This window comes from Nostoc sp. CALU 546, assembly GCF_048836525.1.
Genome location: NZ_JAWJTF010000005.1, coordinates 97,636 through 122,931, shown reverse-complemented (window position 1 = coordinate 122,931; position 25,296 = coordinate 97,636). Strand labels below are relative to the sequence as shown.

The following is a 25,296-nucleotide window of genomic DNA, read 5'->3' as shown; positions in this document are numbered from 1 at the left end:
TCATTTGGACTTCGCTAATGACTAATGACCAATGACTAATCTTCCAGCGATTTGGCTGGAACTTCCACAGCAGTGACATCAATTGTGCCTTCTGGTGTGAAGCGCTGAAAATGACTATTTTGTACTAGCAGTGACTCTCCACAGCTAGGACACTGCAACTGACTGTTGTTTAAACCTGTAAATTCATATCCACAGACGGGACACTGATCGGCAACCAAGTTGCGTTGCAGCCACCAACGAAAGCCAAAAAAAGCCACAATGGGTGCCAAAAACAGCAACCCGACAATAATTAGTAACGAATTAACCAACCAACCTAAGCCTAGTGATGCCAGCAACCAAATAACTGCCAGCAGAGTGAGCCAAGGTCGGAGATTTAAAAGGTTCAATTGAAATGACTTAAAGCTCATTTTTTAAATGTCGTCCTGCTCTCCTTCTAGGATAGCGATTTTAGTCATTTGTTATTGGGACTCAAAACTGAGGATATAAGCATTTTTTGCAAGTGCTGTTGGAAGGCATCTATGCCAAACAGAGCGATCGCTTGTTCTCGCAGCCACTTTCCATCACATCGCTGGTCATCCCCTTGAAGCATTTCTATACAAGCTGCTGCTACGGCATCAGGACTGCGGTGTGGTACTCGCCATCCCAGTTTACCATCCTGCAAAGGGTCTGCGGAACCATCGTCGTCACCGGATAATACAGGTACTCCACAAGCCATTGCTTCCAGATAAACAATGCCAAAGCCTTCTTGCGAAGGCATAATATAGGCATCAGCAAGGCGGTAATGTTGCATTAATTCTTCTGTAGCCACGAAACCAGCAAATACGACGCGATCGCTCACACCCAAATCTTTTGCTAGCTGCGCCAATCGTGGTTGGTCATCACCGCGACCAATTACCAAATATTTGACTTCTGGAAAAACCTGAGCAATTTGTGGTAATGCCCGAATGGTGACATCTACACCCTTGTAAATATCCCCTGACCATAACCGCGCTACTGTCATTAAAACTTTAGCACCAGTTAAGCCATATTTCTGGAGTAATTCTGGCTGCTTGGAACCAGGTGTAAATTTATCTCCATCAATTGCACAAGGCATCATCTGTACCATTTTCGGGTTTAGACTATTAGCAACACAAGCGCGATCGCGGCTGTAGCGACTAATTGTCCAAATTCCAATTGCTGATATCAAGGCGCGACGTTCTTGATTTTTCAGCGGTTCCCAGACTTCTTTACCGTAAGTTAGTACAGTGTAAGGAATCCCCAAAGGCTGGCAAAGAGTTTGTACTAGTACTGCTAAGTTTATATGACCGCAGAAAACTTGCTGGGGACGGCTTTGCAACAGACATTTAAGTAAAGCCGCTGCCATTTGTAGTCTCCCCAAATAGGGAGACTGATTTTTAAAGTAATGAAATTTTAAGTTCTCGTCTTCAAACGCATTTAAGCTATCAGGACTATCTCGTAGCAAAAAGACTTCTGCCTTGTAGTCTTGGCTTAATCCCAGATAAGCGCGAAAAATATCTTTTATATATGATTGAATACCACCTTCGTGAGCAAAAATTTCTAAGAACACGAAGACATGGTTAGTTTTTTTGTTAACTTTATCACCTAACTTGAGGTTTTCTGCCACTGTAGTGATGTGCATATTAGATTATTTAAACTCGCGGTAAGGGTGCGATGCCTGTGGCAAGGACTTCATCCAAAGCACCACTCTGTAAGCGCTCCAAATCTGTTTTGACCATTTTTTCTAAAAGTTCCTCAAAGCTCACTTGGGGTTCCCAGCCGAGGTTTCTTTTCGCTTTACTGGGGTTAGCTACTAGTTGAAAATGCTCATCTTGCCGCAACAAGCTGGTATTTAGGACTACATGGTGTGTCCAATCCAAGCCAACAGACTCAAAAGCTGTGGCAACTAAATCTTTAACACTATGCAGTTTACCTGTACCAATCACATATTCTTCGGGTTCATCAACTTGCAACATCAGCCACATTGCTTCTACGTAATCTCCCGCAAACCCCCAATCGCGTTTGGCGTCTAGATTACCCATTTCTAAGGTGTCAGTTAAACCCAATTTTATTGATGCGACTGCTAAAGAAACTTTTCGTGTGACAAACTGAGGTGCGCGTAGAGGAGACTCGTGATTATATAAAATTCCGCTACAGGCAAATAGTCCATAGCGCTGTCTGTGATGCACCATCGTCCAGTGAGCGTGCATTTTAGCCGCAGCATAAGGATTTTTAGGACGAAAAGGAGTTTCCTCATCTTGAGGCGAGAGGAATACATCGCCAAACATTTCTGAACTGCTGGCTTGATAAAATCTGGTAGACAAACCAACTTTTCGTACTGCTTCTAAGAGTCTAGTAGCTGTACCAGTTATCAAGTCTAGGGTTCCCAACGGATCGTTCCAGGAGTCGGGGACAAAACTGGGAGCCGCTAGATTGTAAATTTCTTGGGGACGTAGTTGTTCAACTGCGGTCAACAGCGCTGCACTATCCCTCAAGTCAACCGTAAAAATTTCTACCTGATTTGCCAGTGTGCCCAGTTTTGTCAAATTCGGTTGTCGATGTGGGGGTACTAATCCTACAACTCTATAACCACGGTTGAGAAGCAAATGGCTGAGATAGTAGCCATCTTGACCAGTAATTCCTGTAATTAGGGCTGTCTTAGTCATATTTTCTCCCCTACTCTCTCTATCTCTTTAAGCACAAAATGGCACTTGTTGGAGAACAAAAATAAGGCTCTCAACACTGCTGACAAATCTTAACAAGTGAGCTAGTGTAACTCGAATGCTATCTTTACTGTATTCACTAATTTTTTTTATACAAAAATATTCTTGGAAATTTTACAAAAAAATCATAATTACTAAGCAATTTCACGTAAAAAATATATTACTCCAATTTAAATAATTTTGAAAAAGGAGTATACTCTTATCAATCAAATAACTTTATATTTGAGCAAAAACCCCTTCTGCTGGTGCTTCTGTTTTAAAGTGAGTAGCTGAAATTTAGCAGCAGCGACACAGGAGAAGTTTTGTTTGTCTTGCTCTTAAGTATAACCAAGCTAGCAAGAGCATCTGTCTGCGATACGCTGCGCGAACGTAGAGAAGACTTGTCTTCGCACTCTGCCGATACTCCCTCCCTACGCTTCGCCTCCGCTCAAAAGCCAAAATTGGCATCAGAAGTATTCTTATCTTCCTTTACCCTTGACTACTTCACTTTTATTTTTGTGCTTCTACAGAGTATTTGACGATGAGCAGGCAATTTCTACCATCTGTACCGCGTTCGTATACAACACGGTCTGCCAAGCGCCGGAGGAGAAACCATCCATACCCGCCTACTTGTAGAGTACCTGGGGCTGGCTCTGCGATCGCATCAGGATTGAAAGGTTTTCCATAATCCCAAATTCTAATCTCTAGTCGGTCAATCCACAGATAAACATTAATCTCAATGGTTGTTTCCGGCGGTAAAGCATGATGAGCGTGACGAACAGCGTTGGTAAAGCCTTCTGCTAATGCTAAATTGAGGCGATCAAGTTGGGTTTTTGACCAGCCAAGTTGAGACAAATGTTGCAGACAAAATTGCTCAAACCATTCTTGCACCTGGTTTAGGAGCCTGAGTTCGCTCTTAACCGTCAGATGGTCTTGCTGCACTATAGTAAGCATTAACTGTGACTTGAATATAAGTAAACCCAAGTTGCTAGTTATTAAATTTTGCGCTACTCGCAAAATTTCTCTGACATAAAAAAATCTAAATTTACATATTTTGTGTACCAAAATACAAAACATGAAGGATTTTGGCATTCGGAGGGTTGTAACTAGCAACTTACGTTAAGTAAGTAAAAAATGTTTGTATTTGTTGACTCTTGGTAATTTGAGATTTTGGAAGAGTTTTTTCATCCAAAACTTCAAAATCCCAAATGGAATCTGAATTATTTCAGAATTCAGAATACAGATCAGAGTTTAATTCTGAATTCTGGCTTCTGAATCCTGAAGTTGTTTCCTGTTAAAATTGACGCCTGTTAATTGTTTTCAAAAGCACATCTGCATCTGCTCTTGAAACTCACAGGCGTCAAAACACTTTGTGGTGACTAATTTAGAATAGTCCCAAGGTCAAAGATTTATCCAATGGCAAAGCAGCGCCAATACCCAGCCACAGGGTGACAAGAGTACCAAAAAGGAATACTGTGGTTGCAACTGGACGGCGGAAGGGGTTTTGGAACTTATTCACGTTCTCAATAAAAGGAACGAGGATTAGACCCACTGGTACAGAACCCATTGCTAACACTCCTAAAAGTTTGTTAGGAAGCGATCGCAAAATTTGGAAGACTGGATACAAATACCACTCTGGTAAAATTTCCAATGGTGTGGCGAAAGGATTTGCTGGTTCACCGGTCATTGCTGGATCTAACACGGCTAGAGCCACAATCGCAGCGAAGGAACCCATGATCACAATTGGAAAGACGTAAAGTAAGTCATTAGGCCAAGCGGGTTCACCATAGTAGTTGTGACCCATGCCTTTAGCGAGTTTGGCTCTTAACTGAGGATCGCTCAGGTCAGGTTTCTTTTGTGTTGACATTTTGAAATGTGCTCTCCTGCTTAAGTTAAATTAAAGCATTTGTGAAAGCTATCAGCTACTAGGCAACCAACAGCCGGCAAACAGCGTTTGTATATCTACAGTAAGCCGCCTGGAGGGTGTCTACAGCTTTAGGCTTCAGATACAAGTATTTGTTTTTTGGAACTTATGTGCAATTAATTTCTTGTGTTTCATAAGTTTAAAACAAACAACTCGATCTGAAAACTGACAAATGTTGCCTTTCGCTAATAGCTGAGATTACAAAGGCCCGGAAATACCTTGCTTACGGATCATCAAGAAGTGAAACAGCATGAAGACTGCAATTAACCAAGGCAATACAAAGGTGTGGGCGCTGTAGTAACGAGTTAGTGTTGCTTGACCAACACTCGAACCGCCGCGCAACAGGTCAGAAATCAGAACGCCAACCACGGGAATTGCTTCTGGTACGCCGCTAACGATTTTCACAGCCCAGTAGCCAACTTGATCCCAAGGTAGAGAATAGCCGGTAACTCCGAAGGAAACGGTGATCACAGCTAGGATGACACCACTTACCCAGGTGAGTTCGCGGGGCTTTTTGAAACCACCTGTAAGATAAACCCGGAAGACGTGCAAAATCATCATCAACACCATCATGCTCGCAGACCAGCGATGGATGGAGCGAATTAGCCAACCGAAGTTTACTTCATTCATGATGTACTGCACTGAGGAGAAAGCTTCAGTGACTGTTGGCCTGTAGTAGAACGTCATGGCAAATCCAGTAGCAAACTGGATCAGAAAGCAAACCAGGGTAATTCCACCCAGACAGTAAAAGATATTGACGTGGGGAGGGACGTATTTGCTAGTAACATCTTCAGCGAGCGCCTGAATTTCTAGGCGTTCCTCAAACCAGTCGTAAACGTTGGCCATACAATCTCAAGTTCCTAAAAGTCGGTTGCGGTTGATAAATTCCGAAGTTCTGAATCGGCAGAAGCCTTCGCTCAGACTTCTCTCCCAATTAGCAAGTTTGGGATTTTAGTAAAGGGGAGTTTTTTTGTTTGCTTTTTAGCTTTTGGCGTGCTAAGAGACTTCAGAAACTTTACACTCTGTAAAGATAGAATATATTGCGATCTCTTTACGCCCCTACACACAAAATAGTGGACACAAAGTAGATTTTATCCTTTGGCGAGTGGATACGATGCATCAGTTGACTGAACAACTTGATGAGAAAAATGCACCACTTCTATAAAAAAAGTAACATAATCGAGAGATAGATTTCATCAACAACAGGGGAAGTGAGCATTTATAGCCAATTTGGGTTGAGGTGGAATTGATAATGGGGTTCATGAACAAACAAGTCTTTCGGGTTGGATTTTCATTGCTAATGGCGTTTTGGTTGGCGTTGGGTACGCTCACCCAGCCGGCTCTAGCTTTGACGACGGAACAAAAGCTGGTTTCGGAAGTTTGGCGAATTGTTAATCGCACTTATCTAGATGAGACGTTTAATCATCAAAACTGGGCAGCAGTCAGGCAAAAGGTTCTGGAGAAGCCTTTGGCAGACTCAAATGCCAGTTATGCGGCAATTGGGAAGATGCTCAAGAGCCTTGACGATCCTTTTACCCGCTTTTTAGATCCAGAACAGTACCGCAGCTTGCAGGTAAATACTTCCGGGGAATTGACTGGGGTAGGATTACAAATTGCTTTGAATTCTGAGAATGGGAAGTTAGAAGTAGTTGCTCCTATCGCCGGTTCACCGGCAGATAAAGCGGGGATTAGACCACGCGATCGCATCCTCAAAATTGAAGGCGTCTCTACAGAAAATCTCACCCTTGATGAAGCTGCAACCAGAATGCGCGGGCCGAGTGGTAGCCTTGTCACTTTACTGATCGAACGGGACGGAGAAGCAGAAACAGAAATTAGACTAACACGCGATCGCATTGCTCTTAACCCTGTGGTTTCCGAATTGCGTGTTTCCACTGACAATACGCCTATTGGCTACCTACGACTGACTCAATTCAATGCCAACGCCTCAACGGAATTGGCACACGCTATTTCTAGTCTAGAAAAAAAAGGGGCTGCTGCCTACATTCTAGATTTACGAAATAATCCTGGGGGGCTATTGCAATCAGGAATTGAAATCGCCCGTCTTTGGTTAGACTCCGGCACTATCGTTTACACTGTTAACCGACAAGGCATTCAGGGCAGTTTTGAAGCCTTTGGCCCAGCCCTGACGAACGATCCTCTGGTGATTTTGGTGAATCAAGGAACTGCTAGTGCCAGTGAGATTCTCGCCGGCGCACTCCAAGATAATGGTCGCGCCCAGTTGGTAGGTGAAACCACCTTTGGAAAGGGCTTAATTCAATCCTTATTTGAATTATCAGATGGTTCGGGCTTGGCAGTCACAATTGCTAAGTATGAAACTCCTCAACACCGGGATATTAACAAACTAGGTATTAAACCGGATACAGTTATTTCCCAAGCAGCCATTAACCGCGAACAAATTGGCACTGAAGCGGATCTGCAATATCAAGCAGCAGTACAACTTTTGGTGAAAAATTCGGTGGTGGCGGGAAAGGCATGAAGAGTGATGAGTAATGAGTAATGAGTAATGAGTAATGAGTAATGAGTGATGAGTGATGAGTGATGAGTGATGAGTAGGAAATCTCACTTATTACTCAGCATTCACAAAGGCATAGTTAGGGCAGGGGCAAGTTATTTTTATCCTAGAATAACTGCGATTTTCTCGTTTATATCGACAATGGTAGCTGAATCACAAATTCAGTTCCTTCGCCAAGTTGAGAATTAACTTCGATCGCTCCGCCATGTTTTTCCACAATAATTTGACGGGCGATCGCAAGTCCTAATCCTGTTCCTTTGCCAACAGCTTTCGTCGTAAATAAATGGTCAAATATCTTTTGTTTTACCTCTTGAGCCATTCCCTTTCCATTGTCAGCAATTGTAATTTTTACACCTTTAATTTCTAGTGATGTTTTAATTGTGATGCGGTTAGGATTAATTTTAATTTCCTCAAAACTCCGATTTGTATTTGATTCATCCAATGCATCAATTGCATTTGCTAAGATATTCATAAATACTTGATTTAATTGCCCAGGAAAACACTCAACTTGAGGTAAAGTGCTGTATTCAGTTATCACTTCAATTGCTGGACGTTGCTCGTTAGCCTTGAGACGATGTTTCAAAATTAAAATCGTGCTGTCGATGCCTTGATGAATATGAAACGGCACTTTATAATATTTGTCGGCACGGGAGAAAGTTCGTAAACTGGTGCTGATATTTTTTAGGCGATCGCACGCCATAGTCATAGAATCAATCATCTTGGGCAAATCTTCTAAGCTATAATCCAAGTCGATTTCTTCGGCGTGGTGAAGAATTTGATCATTTTTGTTGGGTAAACTTTCTTGATAAAGCTTTAAGTGTTCAAAAATATCAGCAACAGTGGGTTTAGCTTGCTTGAGACTAGCAGCAATAAAACCAAGGGGATTATTCATTTCGTGAGCCACACCAGCAACTAGATTCCCCAGTGCTGACATTTTTTCACTTTGGACAATTTGTAATTGGGCGTTTTGTAAATCGTTCAATGCTTGTTGCAAATCTTGTGATTTTTGCTGTAAGGCAAGTTCAGCTTGTTTGCGGTCGCTAATATCTCGCATCACAACTACCGCACCAGCTTTGTTACCCGCAGGATCAAATATTGCTTGTCCGCTAGCTAACAAAATTCTCGTAGAACCATGCTTTGGCGCAATTACCATTTCGGCATTTTCGACTATTTCCCCTTGCAAAGCGCGAAACAAAGGAATTTCGGTTTTTAATAGAGGTGTTTGACCATCAGGTTGATAAAGATCGAAGTATTCTGCCCATTCTTCTGCTGGTAATGATTCTAGTGGTAAGCCATGAAATTCACGAGTTGCTTTGTTAAATAGAGTCAATTTACCATTAGTATCACAAACAACAATCCCATCTGTAATATTGTGAATGATGGCATTCAAAAACTCTCGTTCTTTGGCTAGAGATGCTTCAGCCTGTTTGCGTAAGCGCAGCTCGTTGTAGACATCGCTAATATCAATCATCACCCCATCCCAGACGATTGCGCCATCGACTTGCCGCTCTGGCCGAGCAAGAGATTGAATCCATTTGACGGTTCCTGAAGGCAGGATAATCCGACATTCTATGTCAAATGGTGTCAGATTTTGAGCAGAGTAGGCGATCGCTTGGGCAATAGCTGGCTGATCGTCAGGATGATTCATGGCGTAAAGGCTATGCGTCCCTGTCATCACTGATTCTGGTTCTAAGCCATACAAGTCCAAACAGCCAGAACTAACGTATGGCGTTGAAGTTGAACCGTCAGCCGCTAACCGGAATTGGTACACCATACCAGGAATATTATTTGTCAAATTTTGGAAGCGGATTTCACTAGCTTGCAATTTTGCTAGAGATTGTTCCAACTGTTGAGCATAGTTCTGGGAATTGCGGTAAAGGCGGGCATTTTCCACAGAAATGGCAGCTTGAGCGCAAAGTAAGTTGAGTAGCTTGACGCGATCGCTTGTAAATGCTCCAGTTGCCAAATTGTTTTCCAAATACAAAATGCCTAGCAACTTACCCTGATGCAAAATCGGGATGCACAAGATGCTTTTGGGCTGCTGTTGCTGAATATACGGGTCATTAATTAATTGCGGATGCACCGTGGCATCAATAATCACTACTGGTTGTAAGTTGCGTTTGACGGTATTAATTAAGCTAACTGGTAGATCGGGGGAGTCTTCAACAGGCTGTGGGTTCGACAACATTGGGTAAAAATCGACTTCAGCAGTTCCTTTGTTCTGTAGAGATGTGCCACCAAAGGAAAGCTGGGCTAACGCCTGAATTAGTAAACCACCTGACTCCAAAAGCATGAACACACACTTATCAGCTCCGGCATTTTCAATGACGATATGCAGCAACGTCGAGAGCAGCTTTTCGAGTTCGATTTCGCTAGAAAGGGTTTGGGAAGCTTTGAGAATAGTAGCTAAATCTAAAGCAACAGAGACGTTGCTACTACTGGAAGTGGCAGAACTGGTGGAGGTGATACTTTCTAATGTGAAGATAGTTTCGTTAGTTGAGAGGGGAGAACGAGTTGGCTGGAGAATGGGAGCGAGGAGTTGGGGATAGCGTCGTTCCAAATCGGCGACTTTGGCTTTAGCTTCCCAACGAGCATAGCCGTAGTAGGCTTGGGTCATGTATTCTTGAGCAATCCGCTCTTTGCCCCAGTCGAGGTAAAATTTGGCAGCTAGTTCATTGGCAAGTGCTTCTTCTTGGATGTAATCGTTTTTTTTGGCTCCTTTGATGGCGCGATCGTACAAATCTATTGCCTCGGCTTTGTTGCCTTGGACTCGTTCTCGTTCCGCCTCGACTAGATAAAACTTGTGCAAGAAATTCATCGGCGCATGAGTTGCCCAGTCTTTGAGTTTTTCTTGATTTGCAGCGATACATTCCTTGATTGGCTGCTGTTCTGGGGTTGAAAGTTCTCCCAAATATGCTATTTGGGCTAAAGATTCATAGAAATGAAAGATGGGTACATATAAAAAAGCCAGGACAGCATCCAAATACCGTCTTGCTTGTCCAGCCTGTTCTACGGCTTGTTTAAACTCTGAAAACAGATAAGACAGAACTAGTTTGTTAATCCACAGCAATGCTAATCCGGTGCGATCGCCCGCTGTTTCATGTAATGGAAGTTGATGCTGTTCATTGTAGGCTGCACCGCTCAACACCACTACTTCATCCCCATTCCCCATTAAATTCAGCAAAATTTGTCGAATCACCTGGGAATAGGTCAAACTGAGATTTTGCTTGAGGTGCTTGAGGGCTTCACAATATCGGGCAAGTTCTGACTCCAGTTGCGTTAAATTCTTTCCAGCAAAATAGGAGTAAAAACCGTAATTATACGCAGAGTAACCCGCAAAAGCAAAATCGCCTACATCTAAACAACTACAATAAGCTATCTGCAAGGGGTTTAATGTCTCACGCAGGTGCATTTTCCAATGCCTTGTGTACACATAGACTAGTAATAAAGTTTTCCCCTTCAATTCGGAATTTTGCTGACGTGATAGCAGATCGAGGGCTAACTGACCGAATTCATAACCTAATTCAACCTTTCCGAACACACCACACATCAATATTCCATAAGAGACATAGCTAAAGGTCGAGGTTGACTCATTGCCATATACAACAGACAAATAAACCTTTTTTAAAATCACCAATAAATACAGTAGTGGCTGATACAGATAGGCGCAGGGTGCTACTGATGTCAAAATTCGAGCCGCTGCCAGGATGTTTGCATTCTTTGCTTCGCTGAGGTTGAGTAACTCACCAGGTAGACGCTCTCCAATCGCATCAGAAACGGTACTAAAGGCAGCTGCCACATCTTCCTGGGTAGGATCTGCGGGCAGTTCTACTCCTAATTGCTTTAAAATGGCAAGTGCCGCTGCGATCGCTTGAGAAAATTGACCCTGGGCTGTGAATGCTTCAATCTTCACTTCATAGACGCTAATTTGAGCTAACGGAGTTTTGGCGTGATTCAAGACAAGGCTGGCATTAGCTGCCATCTGCTCTAAATCACCACTCAGATAGGCGGCTTCTGTGGCGACTTGATGGAGTGCTAAGGTCAACTCATACTGATGCTGCCAATTGTTTTGGGCAAGTAACCCAATGCCTACCTGAGCATATTTACAGGCGGCAGTATAGGCTGTGGCCGCCTTTGCCTTGCGGCTTGCCATCAGGTTAAATTCGGCTAATGTTTGACGTTCTGCGGATTGGGCGATCAATTCAGTCGCAATATTGAGTTGACTGACTATTTCAAAAATCCGTTCTTCTCGGTTGCTTTCGGGAGTATTGCTTAAGAGTAACTGTCCAATCTTCAGGTGAACGGGTTGTTTTTCATCGGCGGGAATTAGTGAGTATGCTGCTTGTTGCACCCGGTCATGTAAAAATTTATAAGTAACTGTCATTTGTCCTTGGTCATTGGTCATTTGTTTATGACTATTGACAAATGACTCCTGTTGATAAAACTTATAAACTTCATTTTGGGGTATAATTAAGCCTTCTTGTAAAGCTTTCCATAAACTTGTAGCCGCTTCAATTTGCGATTGTTCAGAAACGATCGCCAATGTCTTCAAATCAAATTGATTACCAATACAGGCTGCCAGTTTCAAGATATCTTGAGTGTTGGGTGGCAATTTCTGAAGTTGTTGTGCCACAAATTCCACCACGTCATCAGTGAGAGCGAGCGATCGCACTTGTGCTACATCACATTGCCAGAAACCTATCTCCCAATCAAAGGTAATCAGCCCATCCTCATGTAGCGCTTTCAAAAACTGAGTTGTGAAAAAGGGATTACCTTGGGCTTTTTGATAAACCAACTCTGTCAATGGCAATGCTTGGCCTGTTGCACAACTGAGGGAGTCGGCAATTAAATGATTCACATCTACTTGACTCAAGGGATCTAGAGTTAAAGTCTTGACGCAGGAAGATGCCTTTTCAATTTCATCTAACGTCAACATCAGTGGATGAGCTGCAAACACCTCGTTATCGCGGTAGGCGCCAATAATGAATAGATAACCCCAATCACTCTGAGTCATCAACAGTTTCAGCAAATTGAGCGATGCCGAATCTGCCCACTGCAAGTCATCAAGAAACATCACCAAAGGATGCTCTCTTGTGGTGAAGACTTGAATGAACTTTTGGAACAGCAGATTAAAACGGTTCTGTGCCGCACTACCCGATAATTGTGCGATCGCACCCTGTTTGCCGATCAGCTGCTCTAATTCAGGAATTACCTCGATCAGGAGTTGCCCGTTGTCTCCAACTGCCGCTAAAATCTTGCTCTGCCATTGCTTCAGTTGGCTATCACTTTCACTGAGCAACTGTCCCATCAGGTCACGAAAAGCTTGCACAAAAGCAGATAGAGGAATGTTGCGGTTGAACTGGTCGTATTTGCCCTTGATGAAATTGCCGTTCCACCGGACAATTGGCTTATGTACTTCATTGACAACTGCGGTTTTACCAATACCAGAGAAACCTGCTACTAGCATCAGTTGGGAACCACCATTAGCAACATAACCAAAGGTATCCAGTAACGTTTGCACTTCCGATTCTCGCCCGTAGAGTTTTTCGGGTATGAGGAAGCGATCGCTGATATCTCGCTGTCCCAAATCAAACCAGGTGTGCTTACCTGTTTCTCGCCACTGTTCTACGCAAGTCACTAGGTCATGTTTAATTCCTAGCGCACTCTGATAGCGGTCTTCGGCGTTCTTCGCCATCAGTTTGCGGACAATCTCCCCCAGCATCAGGGGCAAATCGGGGTTGAAATCGCAGAGAAAGGGTGGTTGTTTGGCAATGTGACAATGCAGCAATTCCATCGGCTCATTGGACTCAAAGGGTAATTGTCCACTCAACAGTTCAAAGAAAGTTACGCCTAATGAATAAAAGTCACTGCGGTAGTCAATACCCCTGTTCATCCGTCCGGTTTGCTCTGGTGACAGATACGCTAGCGTTCCCTCTAGTCCGTTGGGACTTTGGATCTCCTGGGTTTCTCGTGGTAAGAGCGAGGCAATACTGAAGTCAATCAGCTTGATTTGTTTATTCTGAGGGTGAATTAGGATGTTGGCTGGTTTTATGTCTTTGTGAATGACACTCTGTTTATGCAACTGGTGTAAGGTGTCTAATAATTGCAAAGCAATAGGTAGAAATTGCTCTAATGTCAGTATTTTTCCTTGAGTAAATTGCCGCAAGGAAACACCACCAAAGTCTTCCATGACCAGAACATAGCCATTATGATAGGCTTCCAGACTATAGGGTTTGATAATGCCGGGAATATCTATGTTTTTAGCGATCGCATATTGGTTGCGAAACTGTACTAATTCGCTAAAAGTCGGGTATTCTCGTTTTAAGAGCTTGATGACAACTGGCAGGCGATCGCATTCTCGAACTGCCCGATACACTTGGGTGCGAGAACCTAAATATAGTTGTTCTATAGTTTGGTAGCCAGCGATCGTTAAAGTTCCATCAACTTTGGCACTCATAAGTTTTTACGAGAATATCTGTATACTAGCGTTATAATTCCCAGGACAATATCTTGGTTAACAAACGTTAGAAAACTGGTATTGGGCAAAACAGTTCCTCTTTTCCGTTAGTGCTAGCGGGGCATTGAGCAGTGCTAAGTAAAGAAGTGAGATTCCCTCCCCACTCCGAAATCCTGCTTGCTTCTAAAGTAGAGGCTCTATCCGCAGCAAAGCTGGTAAATCTAGAGAGGCGAGGTGTTGATAAGCTTGATCTATGACTCGCTTGCCTCTAAGAAAGCCTGTATTAGCTCCAGGACAAATATACCGGAGAGTTTCTGGTGTAAAATGTTCTAACAATAATCGAAGACTCTGAATTTGCCTTGGCCAGTGAAAGGTTTTAGCTGACCGTAATAATACTGGATTACCATGCTGATTGGGGAGTAAATGGCGACCAGAAAACAATATACCTCCAAGTTGACTGTAGTAGAGGCAAGATGAGCCGGGAGAATGACCTGGTGTCCAAATCACTTGTGTTGCTGCATCAAGGGTAAATTTCTGCCTAAATGTAGTCACGGTTAAACCTGGTAATAGATAAGCTTCTTGCTCTTGAATCAGCACCTCGCAGTCAAAGGTTTGCTGAAATTCAGCAGTCTTGCCAATAGCGCCGCGATGAGTGATGAATAACCAACGCACGCCTCCATGCGATCGCAAAAAATCTTGATTTGTTTGGTCTAAAGCAGGGCAATCTATGAGGATATTCCCTTCATTTCTTACAATAAAATAAGAGGTTCCCCCTAATGTGTCCCGATTGGGTGGAAAGGCAAAAATACTCTCTTGTGCGAAGTCCGATTGCAGAGAACTTCCGCTAGGAACTTCGTCAGGGAAGACAGCCCGTGGTGACTTAGTTGTATGACTTGGTTTTTGAGGTAAAGGGCACATGATCAAAGAACCGAAACTGAGGAGTTGTGGACAATCTGGTGGTAGTGTGGAAATTCTCAAGAATTGAATTGGGGATTGGGAATTGGGCATGGGGCATGGGGCATGGGGCATTTGGGTATTAGTTATTCTTGTCTCCCAGTACCCAATCCCCAATACCCAGTCCCCTATCAACCCTTGTGAAAACAATTGGGATTTGAGGTCTGCCTTGTAGTTAATGCTATGGTGCTGAAGCTACTGGTAGGGCATTTTGTCAAAATTACTGAAGATAACATGGCATTTTGGTTTCTATTTATCCTCCTACTGGGGTTAGCTACCTATATAATGGTGCAGCACAGCGTCGCTAACATCACTCGGACGCCAGTATGGTTGTTGTGGCTGGTTTTAATGACACCAGCATTTCTGTTGAGTGGATGGACGCTGATATACGGGGCAAAACCACCTCCGCCACCAGGGCTGATCATTTGGTCGTTATTTGTCTGCACACTGTTGTACTGGATGTTGTTTCACTGGGGGCGTCGAGTCCCAAGAGATACACAGACCGAAACTGAAGCCCAAGCCCAAGCTTCAGAATCACAGCCGACTATCCAGCCTACCCCAGAGCCAATAGTGCGTCCCATTGAGCCAACGGAAGAAACCCAACTGCGAAATTGTTTTCCTTGGTCTGTATACTACGTTCAAAATATTGAGTATCGACCACAAGCTGTAATTTGCCGTGGTCAGCTGCGAACTAAAGCCAGCAATGCGTACCAGCAGATTAAGACTAATATTGAAGCACAATTTGGCGATCGCTTCTTGCTGATCTTTCAAGAAGGTTTAAATGATAAACCTTTCTTTGTGCTAGTTCCCAACATTCAAGCTGCTAAAGAGAGAAATACACCACGACGCGACCAGGAACGGTTAACTAAACCAGGATTAGCACTTCTACTAGTAGTAGCTACTTTGCTAACTACTACCTTGGTGGGAGTGGAAATTGCTGGTGTTTCTCTGCCGCCTCTCTGGGAAATTGGCTCTTTGTTCAAAGTTCTATCTAACCCAGATGTCCTGTTTAAGGGATTGCCTTATGCTTTAGGACTAATGACTATTTTGGGCATTCATGAACTGGGGCATTATTTGACAGCTAAGTTTTACAAAATTCGCTCGACGTTGCCTTACTTTATTCCCGTACCTTTCTTTTTGGGAACTTTTGGGGCATTTATTCAGATGCGTAGTCCCATTCCCAACCGCAAAGCTTTATTTGATATTAGTATTGCTGGCCCAGTTGCAGGTTTTGTTATTACTTTGCCACTACTAATATGGGGCTTGGCTAATTCTGATGTGGTTCCCATCACTGAAAAAACCCGACTTTTGAATCCTGATGCCCTTAATCCCAAATATTCGATTTTACTGGCGTTACTCTCAAAGTTAGCTTTGGGAAGTGAGTTAACAGCAAAATCAGCCCTTGATTTACATCCAGTTGCAGTAGCAGGTTTTCTGGGATTAATTGTGACGGCGTTAAATTTAATGCCTGTAGGACAACTAGATGGAGGTCACATTGTCCATGCGATGTTTGGACAACGAACTGCGATGGTAATTGGTCAAATTGCTCGCGTGTTGTTGCTATTGCTGGCTTTAGTTCGGGAAGAATTTTTGGTGTGGGCGATTATCTTATTATTTATGCCGTTGATTGATGAACCTGCGCTAAATGATGTCAGTGAATTGGATAACAAACGTGACGTTTGGGGATTATTGGCAATGGCTTTGTTGATTATAATTATTTTGCCATTACCGCAAGCGATCGCTAACCTTTTGCAAATTTAAGTAGAGTATTCACCAATTCTGGATTCTGTATTCTCACTCCTGATTTATTTCCTTCATGCAGTACTAGTACAGCGCAGCGTAAATAAGCTACCCATTTGAAATGTCTAAAACCCTTACGGAACAGTAATTACGAATTACGAATTACGAATTACGAATTACGAATTACACAAATCAGTACTAGTTCCATATTTGCCTTGTCAATTCTCCAAGTCCTCATTCCCTCGTGCTGCTACGATGACCTGTGCTTCTCTCAAGACGCGCATGGCTCCGTCGTTACCAGTGGTATCGCCCCATAAATAACCGCGTACTACTTCCTGAATCACGGTGTTATCTGCAACATCTGCTCTTAACTCACGTCCCACAGCATACATCGTTTGGGAGTTAAAGGGTTTCCCCTGTGCTGCGATCGGAACAACCCGCCGTTGTCGTAGTACTTCTAAAAGCGATCGCCTAATTAACTCTACTCCCTGTTGATTGCTGATTAAAATTTCGCTTAAAGATTCTGATATTGGTGATTTTTCAGACACCGTTGATTGAACTTCTTTACCACCAAACCACTGTTTTAGCTTTTCCCAGAAGTTTTTTTGTGGGGGAGATTTTGGTATTGAGGTAGCAGATAATGCTTCTATTTCTTCTTGCCAGTAAGTACAAGCCTGATCTAAAGCATCCAGGATACCCAGCAAATCTTTTAGTAGTTTTTCTTGCTGTTTTTCAAATTTATCCAATGCCTGTTTTTGGCTTTCTTCCAGGCGTATTTGCAGCTGTTCTTTATCTGTACGAGTTACTTCCAATGCTTGCACCAAAGCATCTTGAGTAGAACGCAATAATTTACCCTGTTGCTTAACTTCATGGCGCAGAGCAGTCCATTCTGCCACCATTTGATAGGCATCAAAAGAATTAGTAGATTCTGGCGCTTTAACCAGATACTCTGGTGGCGTTTGTTCTGAATGTAAATAATCTAAAAATTTGTTAAATAAAGCTTCTTTGTCATTTGTCATTTGTCATTGGTCATTTGTTATTTGTCATTTGTTTTCAATACCCCATTCCCCATTCCCCATTTCCAAACAATTAAAATGTGGCACGAATTAAATCATCTAGGCTAACTTCTAGTTGAGCGATCGCTTTTTCTCGTACCTGTTTTAATATTTCTGGGTTCAGTTCTGCTTCTAAGGGACGAATCTTCAATAAATCCTCATTTTGGATTGTCTCTCCTTTGCGAAGTGCCTCGTAAGATCCTCGAATTGCCTTAAATTCTTCTGGATAAGTATGAGCGGGAAATTCACGCAGCTTGGAATGATACGCCGCTTTAATTTCAGCGGGGGTAGCTCCTGGAGAAATTCCTAAGTGTTCGTGGTGGGAAGTCATAAAGAGTGCTAAGTTAGGAGTTAGGAGTTATAAAAATTCTCTTGTCCCTAGTTTAAAATAAATCCTGAAAATCTCATCTTCTTCTCCCCTTTGGCTTTCTAGAGGTAGGTGGTAAGCTTCTAAAGATAAAGTCTAAGTCGATCTCTGATTCATCATCTTCTTCCTCATCATCATCAAAGAAATTAGGCATACTGTTTAACATCATTTGCTTAAGTTCTGGAAGCATCTTCTCAAACTCAGCTTGAGGAATTTTGCTACCAAATAATTTTTTAAGCATCCCTTCTAATAAATCATCAATATTTGACATATTCAGATTGTCAAATTTCTCTGGATCTGGCATTATGCTCTGAGTTTCTTTGGCGGCAAGAAACGCCTGTTCTTCCCGAAATGCTTGTAATGCTTTGGCATCTTGTAGGCGACGAGCTAATTCAAATCCCTCTTGCTTCAATTGTTCGTATTTTGGTTGATTGATAGGGTAGGTAGTGGCTCTAGCTAATAGCAATAAAGGGTTTTGTGGTTCCCGACGTAATGCTTCTTCTAAGGCAGGAATCAAGGTTGTAATCCAGCCAAAACGGCGTGCTTGCAGTTGGATATTTGCCAGAGCATTGCCTGGTTGGGGCATGGTGTCGAGGTAGGCACGCAGAGGAGATTCTAGTTTTTGGGGACTTCCTTCTTTGACAGCTAAGACAACTAAATGGGCAACTCTGGCTTCTGGGTGTTCTGCTGATAGGTTGAATAACTTTTGCAGATATTGATTTGTTAAAGCGGCGATGCCTTTTTCGCGTTTGGCGAATAGGTGGATAGAAAGAGCGATCGCTTGCAATACAGAAATTTGCTCATTTCCAGATAATTGTTCTAGGAGAGCTTCCCATGCTTCGGTGGCTGCTTTTTGGTTTAACGAGACTCGTCCGCCTGAGTTGAGAGAACTTTGTACTGCATTCACAAAAATCTGACAGGCACGCAAAGCCGGATCTTTCTGATCTTTGCCCTGCACCAGACGACTAAAGAAGGGATAACTTAGCGTAGAAATAGCATCCACCCAGGGTAATACTTCTACTTCCGATTCAATACTAAAGTCGCCAAAGTGCTTGCCAAAACGCCGACGAGCTTCATTACGTGCTTGTTTGTCTCCTAGTTCATCCCAACAACTCAGCAAGCCATCATAAATTTCTTGATAGCGACATCCACCTTCAATAGCTTGGGTAATCAGTGCGATCGCTTCAGTATAATTTTCCTCCATTGCCGCATAAAGTCCCTTGCGCCCCAGTAATTCGGGTGATGTGGGACAGATACGTTCTGCTTGTTGTAAAGCTCCTAAAGCGGCGCGATCGCGATCCAGTGCCATGTAGGCATCTGCCATCCGGCAATGGAGGTGAGCTAAGGTTGGTTTCAATCGTTCCGCAGGCCATTCTTGAGGCTTTTGTTTTCCTTCCTGCTCTAACCATTTCAATAACTGAGTCAACAAACGTCGGCGTTCTTGCTCAGAATCATTAACTTCAAAGACCTCTAACAGGTTAACTGCCAATTGCGAGTTAAAGGGTTTCTCTGTTAATAAAGGCTGCCAAAATAGCTCTGCACATTCTGCTTGTCCTTGATTAAGTGCTTGTTGACCTGCAAGGGTTAAGAGCGATGTCCGCAGAATATTTAGTTCCGGGAAACGATCTGCACACCGTTCCATCCGTAGCAATACATGGGCGGCATCATGATGATTGCCATCATTAATTAGCTGTACAATTGCCAACGCTGATATTGCATCCTGGATCACCTGATCTGATTGTTCCAGATTTTGGGGATTGAGGGGTGGTTCTCCGGTCTTTGCTTGTTGGGAAGTTGCCAACCGCTCTAAAATTGGATGTTCCAAATACTTTGGTCTGCCAAAGGTGAATCTGGATGATTGCAAACCCAATAGATTAGCGGCTGCACTCCAACTACCACTCACTTGCTGACTGTAAACAAGCCAAGCATTTGGTAAATCTCCTGGGGTGATGGGGCGTTTAATTTTTTGAAAAGATGTCAAAGCGGCTTGTGGTTGTTCATTTTTGAGAGCAATCACTCCTCTTACCCAGTGGAGTTGGGCAGCGCTGAAGCGTTTAGATTGTTGGTTGATTAACTGCTCAACTGTGGCGATATCTCCTTTGAGCAATAGGAGCTTGAGATAAGAGATGCTGTAGTCTTTGGTGAGATTGCCTGCTTCAAAAGCCTCACGGAGCAAATTCAGAGCTACGTCCAATTGATTCAACTCTAGCAAACACCTTGCTTGCCAGTAGTGAGCTTCTCCTGCTAGACCCAATTGTAGAGCGCGTCCAAAAGATTTTTCTGCCTGTTTAAAATCTTGCTTTTGGAATTCCTGTTGACCCCGCAGTAACCAAATCTCTGATTCTTTGGGAGTGAATTCAATATCAGGATGCGATCGCTGATTTTTTTTAATTTCTTCTAACGCCTGCCGATATTTTTTCTGCTTCAGCAATTCTTGCAGTTTTACCTGGAAGGGGTTTTCAGCAAGTTTTGTACCTGTGCTAGAGACGTGTTTTGGTGAGTGGTGTTTGGACTCATGTTTAGCCATCCTTGCCTCCAGTTTGGTAAAACTGTTGATACACCCTATATATATTTAATCAAGATATCAGCGATCGCGATCGTTTCATCGGTAGTTGCTGACATGAAGAAGGCAGGAGGCAGGAGGCACGAGGCAGAAGGTTGCAATGAGCTTTAGAACTCAGCACTCTTCATGATACTTGTGTGTAAACCCCAGCCCAAAATGAGCGAGGCTTTGATTTTTCCTCACAAGACAGTGGTGGTGGGTTTAAATATCCCACATTCCTAAATTCTGATCAATTCTGACTCCTGAATTCTGACTCCTGAATTCTTCTTCAACGTTTTGCTAATTCTGGAGTCCGCCCTTTCAAACCAATCATCAATTTCAGCATAAACACCTTTAACATCGGTACTCGCTGCAAAAGCCATAAACCCAGGCGACGAACCAACACCACAGGTAAGAAATTATTAGAAAACATCCGATCTAACAAATCGGTGAAACCTAAAATTGTCAGATTTTCTAACTTACGCCAGCGTTCATAACCTTTGAGAATCTGGATGTCACCAATATCTTTACCCGCTTTGTGCGCTGCTTGAATGACTTGCGCCAAAGCTGCTGCATCTCGAATACCCAAATTTAAACCTTGTCCGCCGACGGGATGGCAATTGTGCGCCGCATCACCAATTAATGCTAGTCGGGGGAGAACGTAGCGATCGCTTTGCATGAGTTGTACCTGGAAAACAAAGCGATCGCCTAATAATTCCAATTTCCCCATCTGATCGCCATAGCGGCGGGTTAGTTCTGCCAAAAATTGCTCGTCATTTAAAGCACACAAAGCTTTTGCTTCTTCATGGGGGGCTGTCCAGACAATGCGGCAACGGTTCCCCGGTAAAGGTAAAATCGCAAAGGGCCCGCTAGACCAAAATCTTTCGTAAGCGGTGTTATTGTGGGGTTTTTCTGGTTTGACAAATGCCACAATGCAAGACTGCCAATATTTCCAGCCCGAAGTTTTGATTCCAGCAGCTTGCCGAATTGGCGATCGCGATCCATCTGCTGCTACAACTAATTTGCTGCGAACTGTCCTTAGCTGATCGGCAACTTTTATATCTATGGCGACTATATTCTGCTGGTATTGCGTATTTACCACTTCCGCCGGACACAGATAAGTCACATTTGGGCAATCTTGGACGAAATCTTGCAACGGCTGCAATAGGGCTTGGTGTTCCGCCACATAACCCAACTCTGCTGTATTGATATCATCTGTGGTAAATTCCACCACATTGGGATAATCGGCATCCGAAAGACGAACTCGGCAATACTTGGCAATTTGAGGCAACATTTTGTCCCAAACTCCAATTCCTTTATAAATTAGTGACGAAAGCTTGTGAACTGCATAGGCTTGTCCCTTCGCTACCGCCGCTGATGCCACTTTCGCCTCAATTAGCAAGACACTCAAACCAGAATCTTTTAAAGCAGAGGCTAGAGTTAACCCAATAATCCCACCGCCGACAATTACCAAATCATATTCATATCCCCGCTCATTTGGCGGTGTTGGTTGAGGGGAAAGAGTTTGCTCAAGCTGCGTTATGGTCATTGTTAAGTTAGGTTACAGCGTCTTAACTCTTATTTTGACGCGATCGCGCCTCCTTGAGCAAGTTAACAATTCAAAATTAAATAGGATTTACGCACTCAAAACCTGAAAACTTGATCCCCCCTAACCCCTCTTAAAAAGGCTACGGTGTATACACAAGTCGAATTACCCCCTCTAACTCCCCCTTGCAAAGGGGGAGAACCGGATATTTCCCCCCTTTGCAAGGGGGGACTAAGGGTCTTTCAAGGGTAGGTATTTAATAAAGGCGTATTTTTGCAGGTAAAATACTATCTAGCTTTTATCAGCAGAATTACTACGGGTGCAGGAGGGTGAATGCAAGTAGGAAAAAGCGAGGAATTAAGAGAATGGACTAGAAAAGTAATTGAAAAAATGCCAAATCTCACAAAACCTCAAGCTGTTGTACTGGCAATGTGGACTTTTGGGATAGTAATGACCCAATCAAGTGGACTGACAACGGTTTCAGTATTTTTAGCAGAACTACTGGGTAAAAAGGAGAATACTATACGTCAGCAACTGCGGGAATGGTATCGAGACGCAGAAGATAAAACAAAAACTGGTCGAACTTCATTGGATGTGACATCTTGTTTTAGTCCACTACTATCTTGGATTCTAAGTCTTTGGCCTAAAGGTGAAAAACGTCTAGCATTGGCAGCAGATGCTTCAACTTTAAGCGATCGCTTTACTGTATTAGCAATTAGCATTGTTTACCGTGGCTGTGGAATTCCAATTGCCTGGAAAATAGTTGAAGCTACCATTCCTGGAAGTTGGAAACCTCACTGGGAAGAATTATTTCGCCATATAGACAAAACTGTACCACCAGATTGGTTTGTAATTGTCACCACAGATAGAGGGCTTTATGCTGAGTGGTTGTATCAACAAATCTTGAACTGTGGTTGGCATCCTTTTATGCGGATTAACCTTCAGGGGCAGTTTCAAATTAAAGGTACTGTTTCTTGGCTACCTCTAAATACTCTTGTTCGAGAAGTTGGTCAGTCATTTGAGTCATTGGTAACTTGTTTCAAAAGTAACCCGATTGAATGTACATTGTTAGCCCGTCATGACGAGGGCTATGCCGAACCTTGGTTAATTCTCACCGATTTACAACCCGAAGTTGCGGATGCTTGTTGGTATTCGATGCGCTCTTGGATTGAATGTCTATTTAAAGACGGTAAAAGAGGTGGTTTTGCTTGGCATCAAACTAAAATGACAGATACCAAACGAGCCGAGAGACATTGGTTAGCGATCGCAATCGCTACTTTATGGCAGGTTAGTGTTGGAGGTGCTATTGATGCCAATTTGCCTATTAGTAGTTTAGACGAATTACCACAAACCCACGTTGCACGACGCAATTTGAAAAATAGTGTCTTCCATCGTTGTCTCTCATGTTTCCGTCGTGGATTTTTAGTGATTAAGGCTGCCGTTCTTAATCGTCTTCCCCTACCTCAAGGTAGCTTTTTCCCTGAACCTTGGCCTTCCTTGACTCCACAACTCCATGTCTCTCAAATCACCCTCTCTACTGCCTGATTTTTAAATACCTACCCTTGAAAGGGGACTAAGGGGGGTAAATCCAGGGTTTGGGCTTCATTACCAAGATGTGTGTACACCGTAGCCTTAAAAAGGTGGGGATATAAAAAGCCCCCTTTTTAAGGGGGTTGGGGGATCTCTTATTCATCTGAATTATTTACTGACTCGATAGATTGGTCTAACCTGACGATAAGTATTAAGTAAGTCTAGAAATTTATTCCCATCAAAATTTATCGGGTCAACTTTTTTACTAGAACGGTCTACTAGTTTATGGGTAGTGATGCGATCGTCTGGGACTTGACTTTGAGCAATTAACCAAGCAAGAGAATTATATTGAGCTTCCGTATAACCGCTATGGCTTTGTTGGCTGCTAGCGTCATAACCATCTGGTGGTGTTTCCAAAGAAACGTGATAGGCAAAATTATTCACAGATGGGGGCAAATTTGGATTAGTCTTCACAGTTTCCACGCCATCAGGACTATCAAATACTGAGTTAGCTGCACCAAAAGCCCGCTTGTCTGGCGGTACTAGATAAACCACCGTTCCATCTAACTTGATTAAAGCGTGGTAACTTGCTTGCACACTTTCATCATCATGGGCTACTTGAAAGAAATTGATGGCGCTAGAAGCTGAATAACCAGTTTCATGGAGGACGATAATCGGTTGGTTGGTGAGAGGAAGTCCGTTAACATCTTGGGCGTAGCGTTCTCCATAGTTAGTTGGGTTAACTGCGACAACTTGATAATTAGGTCTGTATTGTGCAAAAGCTTGAGTGGTTACGTACCTTGTTGCAGGCTTGTTAGTCTTGACTGGGGACTTGACAACATCTTGAGATTTATTTTCTGGCTCTTTCGCTGATTGCAATTGTGCCTGGGGATACTGACTCCAGGCTGTAACCTGTGGATTGGATGTATTGGATGTATCAGATATTGTCGGATTATTTTGTAATTTTGTCGCTCGTCCAATTAGCAGCACTATAATTAGAGCCATGAACATCAGCGAGATTAGTAGCACCCTAGTCGCCCAGTCTTTAAACCTCATTTTTCTGATACCCGTAAAACAGTAGATATTAATTTATAGCTAAATTTGCGTATCCTTTGTAGAGGCGCAATTCTGTAAACCCCTACAGCCTATAGTATCCAAACGAGAATCGCTATAATACCTTAAGTCTAGTTAAATATACGTTACTAGTATATGTTGTAATCCTAAGTCATTGTTTTAGATGCTTCCTTTGTCTAGGAGCTATCTCAATGCTATCAAAACCATCGCTACTGGTTCAGGGAATAGTTGATTGTTTCTCTACAATTCAAGATCGCAATCTAAAATCTAAAATTGTTAGCGTTTATACTCTGCTGCGTGGTGTTCACATAGCCAACCCGAAAAGTAGAAATGATACCGAGACAGATTCAAAACTCTTTTGGCATTGCATGTCTATAAAATGTTTTACCCACATCCCCTTCACCAACTACTAGCAGTTTAGAAAGATATTATCCTTTAGCTTTTAACCTGGCTCGAAGATAGGTCAAAATTGCCTGCGTTCCCTGCTCAACAATTTCAGGCGGCGGCGAGCTTAATTGTGGATTGTTAGAGAGGTCTAGCCATTTCAAGTTGCAGAGTTGGCAGATTTCTAGCGGCAGGCTGCTAAGTTGATTGTCAGAGAGCGATAGCCATCTCAAGTTGGAAAGTTGGCTGATTTCTGACGGCAGGCTACTGAGTTCATTGTTATTTAGGTGTAGCTCACTCAAGTTGGAAAGTTGGCTGATTTCTGGCGGTAGGCTACTGAGTTGATTGCTAGAGAGGTCTAGCCATGATGTCAAGTTGGAGAGTTGGCATATTTCTGGCGACAGGCTGCTGAGTTGATTGTTATAGAGGGATAGCCCTGTCAAGTTGGAGAGTTGAGTGATTTCTGGCGACAGGCTACTGAGTTGATTGCT

General features: G+C 43.1%; 18 protein-coding genes. 4 read left to right on the top strand and 14 right to left on the bottom strand.

Annotated features, from left to right (window positions below; translation table 11 throughout):
- Positions 1-35: 35 nt before the first annotated feature.
- The 6 genes from RRG12_RS04205 to petB form a co-directional block, all read right to left on the bottom strand.
- On the bottom strand, positions 36-407 hold the full coding sequence (locus RRG12_RS04205; RefSeq protein ID WP_420758457.1) for a hypothetical protein: 372 nt from the start codon (positions 405-407) through the stop codon (positions 36-38).
- Positions 408-451: 44 nt separating this feature from the next.
- Positions 452-1,639 carry a glycosyltransferase family 4 protein gene (locus RRG12_RS04200; protein WP_069068450.1) on the bottom strand — a complete coding sequence of 396 codons (1,188 nt, stop codon included), beginning with the start codon at positions 1,637-1,639 and terminating at the stop codon, positions 452-454.
- Positions 1,640-1,649: 10 nt separating this feature from the next.
- Positions 1,650-2,663: a GDP-mannose 4,6-dehydratase gene (locus tag RRG12_RS04195; RefSeq protein ID WP_420758456.1), complete on the bottom strand. Its 1,014-nt coding sequence runs from the start codon at positions 2,661-2,663 to the stop codon at positions 1,650-1,652.
- Between the two features lie 546 nt (positions 2,664-3,209).
- Positions 3,210-3,653: an ATP-binding protein gene (locus tag RRG12_RS04190; RefSeq protein ID WP_069068486.1), complete on the bottom strand. Its 444-nt coding sequence runs from the start codon at positions 3,651-3,653 to the stop codon at positions 3,210-3,212.
- A 430-nt stretch (positions 3,654-4,083) separates the two neighbouring features.
- Positions 4,084-4,566: a cytochrome b6-f complex subunit IV gene (petD, locus tag RRG12_RS04185; protein WP_069068452.1), complete on the bottom strand. Its 483-nt coding sequence runs from the start codon at positions 4,564-4,566 to the stop codon at positions 4,084-4,086.
- Positions 4,567-4,821: 255 nt separating this feature from the next.
- Entirely contained in the window at positions 4,822-5,469 is a 648-nt protein-coding gene (petB, locus tag RRG12_RS04180; protein ID WP_069068453.1) for a cytochrome b6, read from the bottom strand.
- A 406-nt stretch (positions 5,470-5,875) separates the two neighbouring features.
- Between petB and ctpA the strand changes: the two genes are divergently transcribed.
- The gene (gene ctpA, locus RRG12_RS04175; protein ID WP_069068454.1) at positions 5,876-7,120 is read left to right on the top strand and encodes a carboxyl-terminal processing protease CtpA; all 1,245 of its coding nucleotides are present in this window, start codon (positions 5,876-5,878) and stop codon (positions 7,118-7,120) included.
- A 166-nt stretch (positions 7,121-7,286) separates the two neighbouring features.
- Here the strand turns inward: ctpA and RRG12_RS04170 are convergent, their stop codons facing one another.
- Entirely contained in the window at positions 7,287-13,613 is a 6,327-nt protein-coding gene (locus RRG12_RS04170) for an AAA family ATPase (protein WP_420758455.1), read from the bottom strand.
- A gap of 183 nt (positions 13,614-13,796) precedes the next feature.
- Positions 13,797-14,531 (bottom strand): MBL fold metallo-hydrolase, encoded by a 735-nt coding sequence (locus tag RRG12_RS04165; protein WP_420758485.1) that lies wholly within the window; start codon positions 14,529-14,531, stop codon positions 13,797-13,799.
- A 270-nt stretch (positions 14,532-14,801) separates the two neighbouring features.
- On the opposite strand from RRG12_RS04165, the gene RRG12_RS04160 reads away from it, so the two are divergent.
- Positions 14,802-16,328 carry a site-2 protease family protein gene (locus tag RRG12_RS04160; RefSeq protein ID WP_420758484.1) on the top strand — a complete coding sequence of 509 codons (1,527 nt, stop codon included), beginning with the start codon at positions 14,802-14,804 and terminating at the stop codon, positions 16,326-16,328.
- 197 nt (positions 16,329-16,525) lie between these two features.
- On the opposite strand, the gene grpE is transcribed toward RRG12_RS04160, so the two are convergent.
- The 3 genes from grpE to RRG12_RS04145 all read right to left on the bottom strand — a co-directional run bounded on the left by grpE (position 16,526) and on the right by RRG12_RS04145 (position 20,256).
- Entirely contained in the window at positions 16,526-17,326 is an 801-nt protein-coding gene (grpE, locus tag RRG12_RS04155; RefSeq protein ID WP_420758454.1) for a nucleotide exchange factor GrpE, read from the bottom strand.
- Positions 17,327-17,396: 70 nt separating this feature from the next.
- A complete protein-coding gene (locus RRG12_RS04150; protein ID WP_420758453.1) occupies positions 17,397-17,693 on the bottom strand; it encodes a molecular chaperone DnaJ in 297 nt (98 codons plus the stop codon).
- A 73-nt stretch (positions 17,694-17,766) separates the two neighbouring features.
- Complete coding sequence (locus RRG12_RS04145; protein ID WP_420758452.1) at positions 17,767-20,256, bottom strand: tetratricopeptide repeat protein; 2,490 nt, start codon at positions 20,254-20,256, stop codon at positions 17,767-17,769.
- Here RRG12_RS04145 and RRG12_RS04140 point away from each other — a divergent pair.
- Positions 20,245-20,403, top strand: a complete 159-nt coding sequence (locus RRG12_RS04140; RefSeq protein WP_420758451.1) for a hypothetical protein — start codon at positions 20,245-20,247, stop codon at positions 20,401-20,403. The two genes, RRG12_RS04145 and RRG12_RS04140, sit on opposite strands and share 12 nt — an antisense overlap.
- 157 nt (positions 20,404-20,560) lie before the next feature.
- Here the strand turns inward: RRG12_RS04140 and RRG12_RS04135 are convergent, their stop codons facing one another.
- Positions 20,561-21,820: an FAD-dependent hydroxylase gene (locus RRG12_RS04135; RefSeq protein WP_420758450.1), complete on the bottom strand. Its 1,260-nt coding sequence runs from the start codon at positions 21,818-21,820 to the stop codon at positions 20,561-20,563.
- A gap of 330 nt (positions 21,821-22,150) precedes the next feature.
- Between RRG12_RS04135 and RRG12_RS04130 the strand changes: the two genes are divergently transcribed.
- Positions 22,151-23,362 (top strand): endonuclease, encoded by a 1,212-nt coding sequence (locus RRG12_RS04130; protein ID WP_420758009.1) that lies wholly within the window; start codon positions 22,151-22,153, stop codon positions 23,360-23,362.
- Between the two features lie 153 nt (positions 23,363-23,515).
- Here the strand turns inward: RRG12_RS04130 and RRG12_RS04125 are convergent, their stop codons facing one another.
- Positions 23,516-24,403, bottom strand: coding sequence for an N-acetylmuramoyl-L-alanine amidase (locus RRG12_RS04125; protein WP_420758449.1), 888 nt, complete (start codon positions 24,401-24,403; stop codon positions 23,516-23,518).
- A 446-nt stretch (positions 24,404-24,849) separates the two neighbouring features.
- Positions 24,850-25,296: leucine-rich repeat domain-containing protein (locus RRG12_RS04120; RefSeq protein ID WP_420758448.1), on the bottom strand; the 447-nt coding region annotated here is incomplete at its 5' end.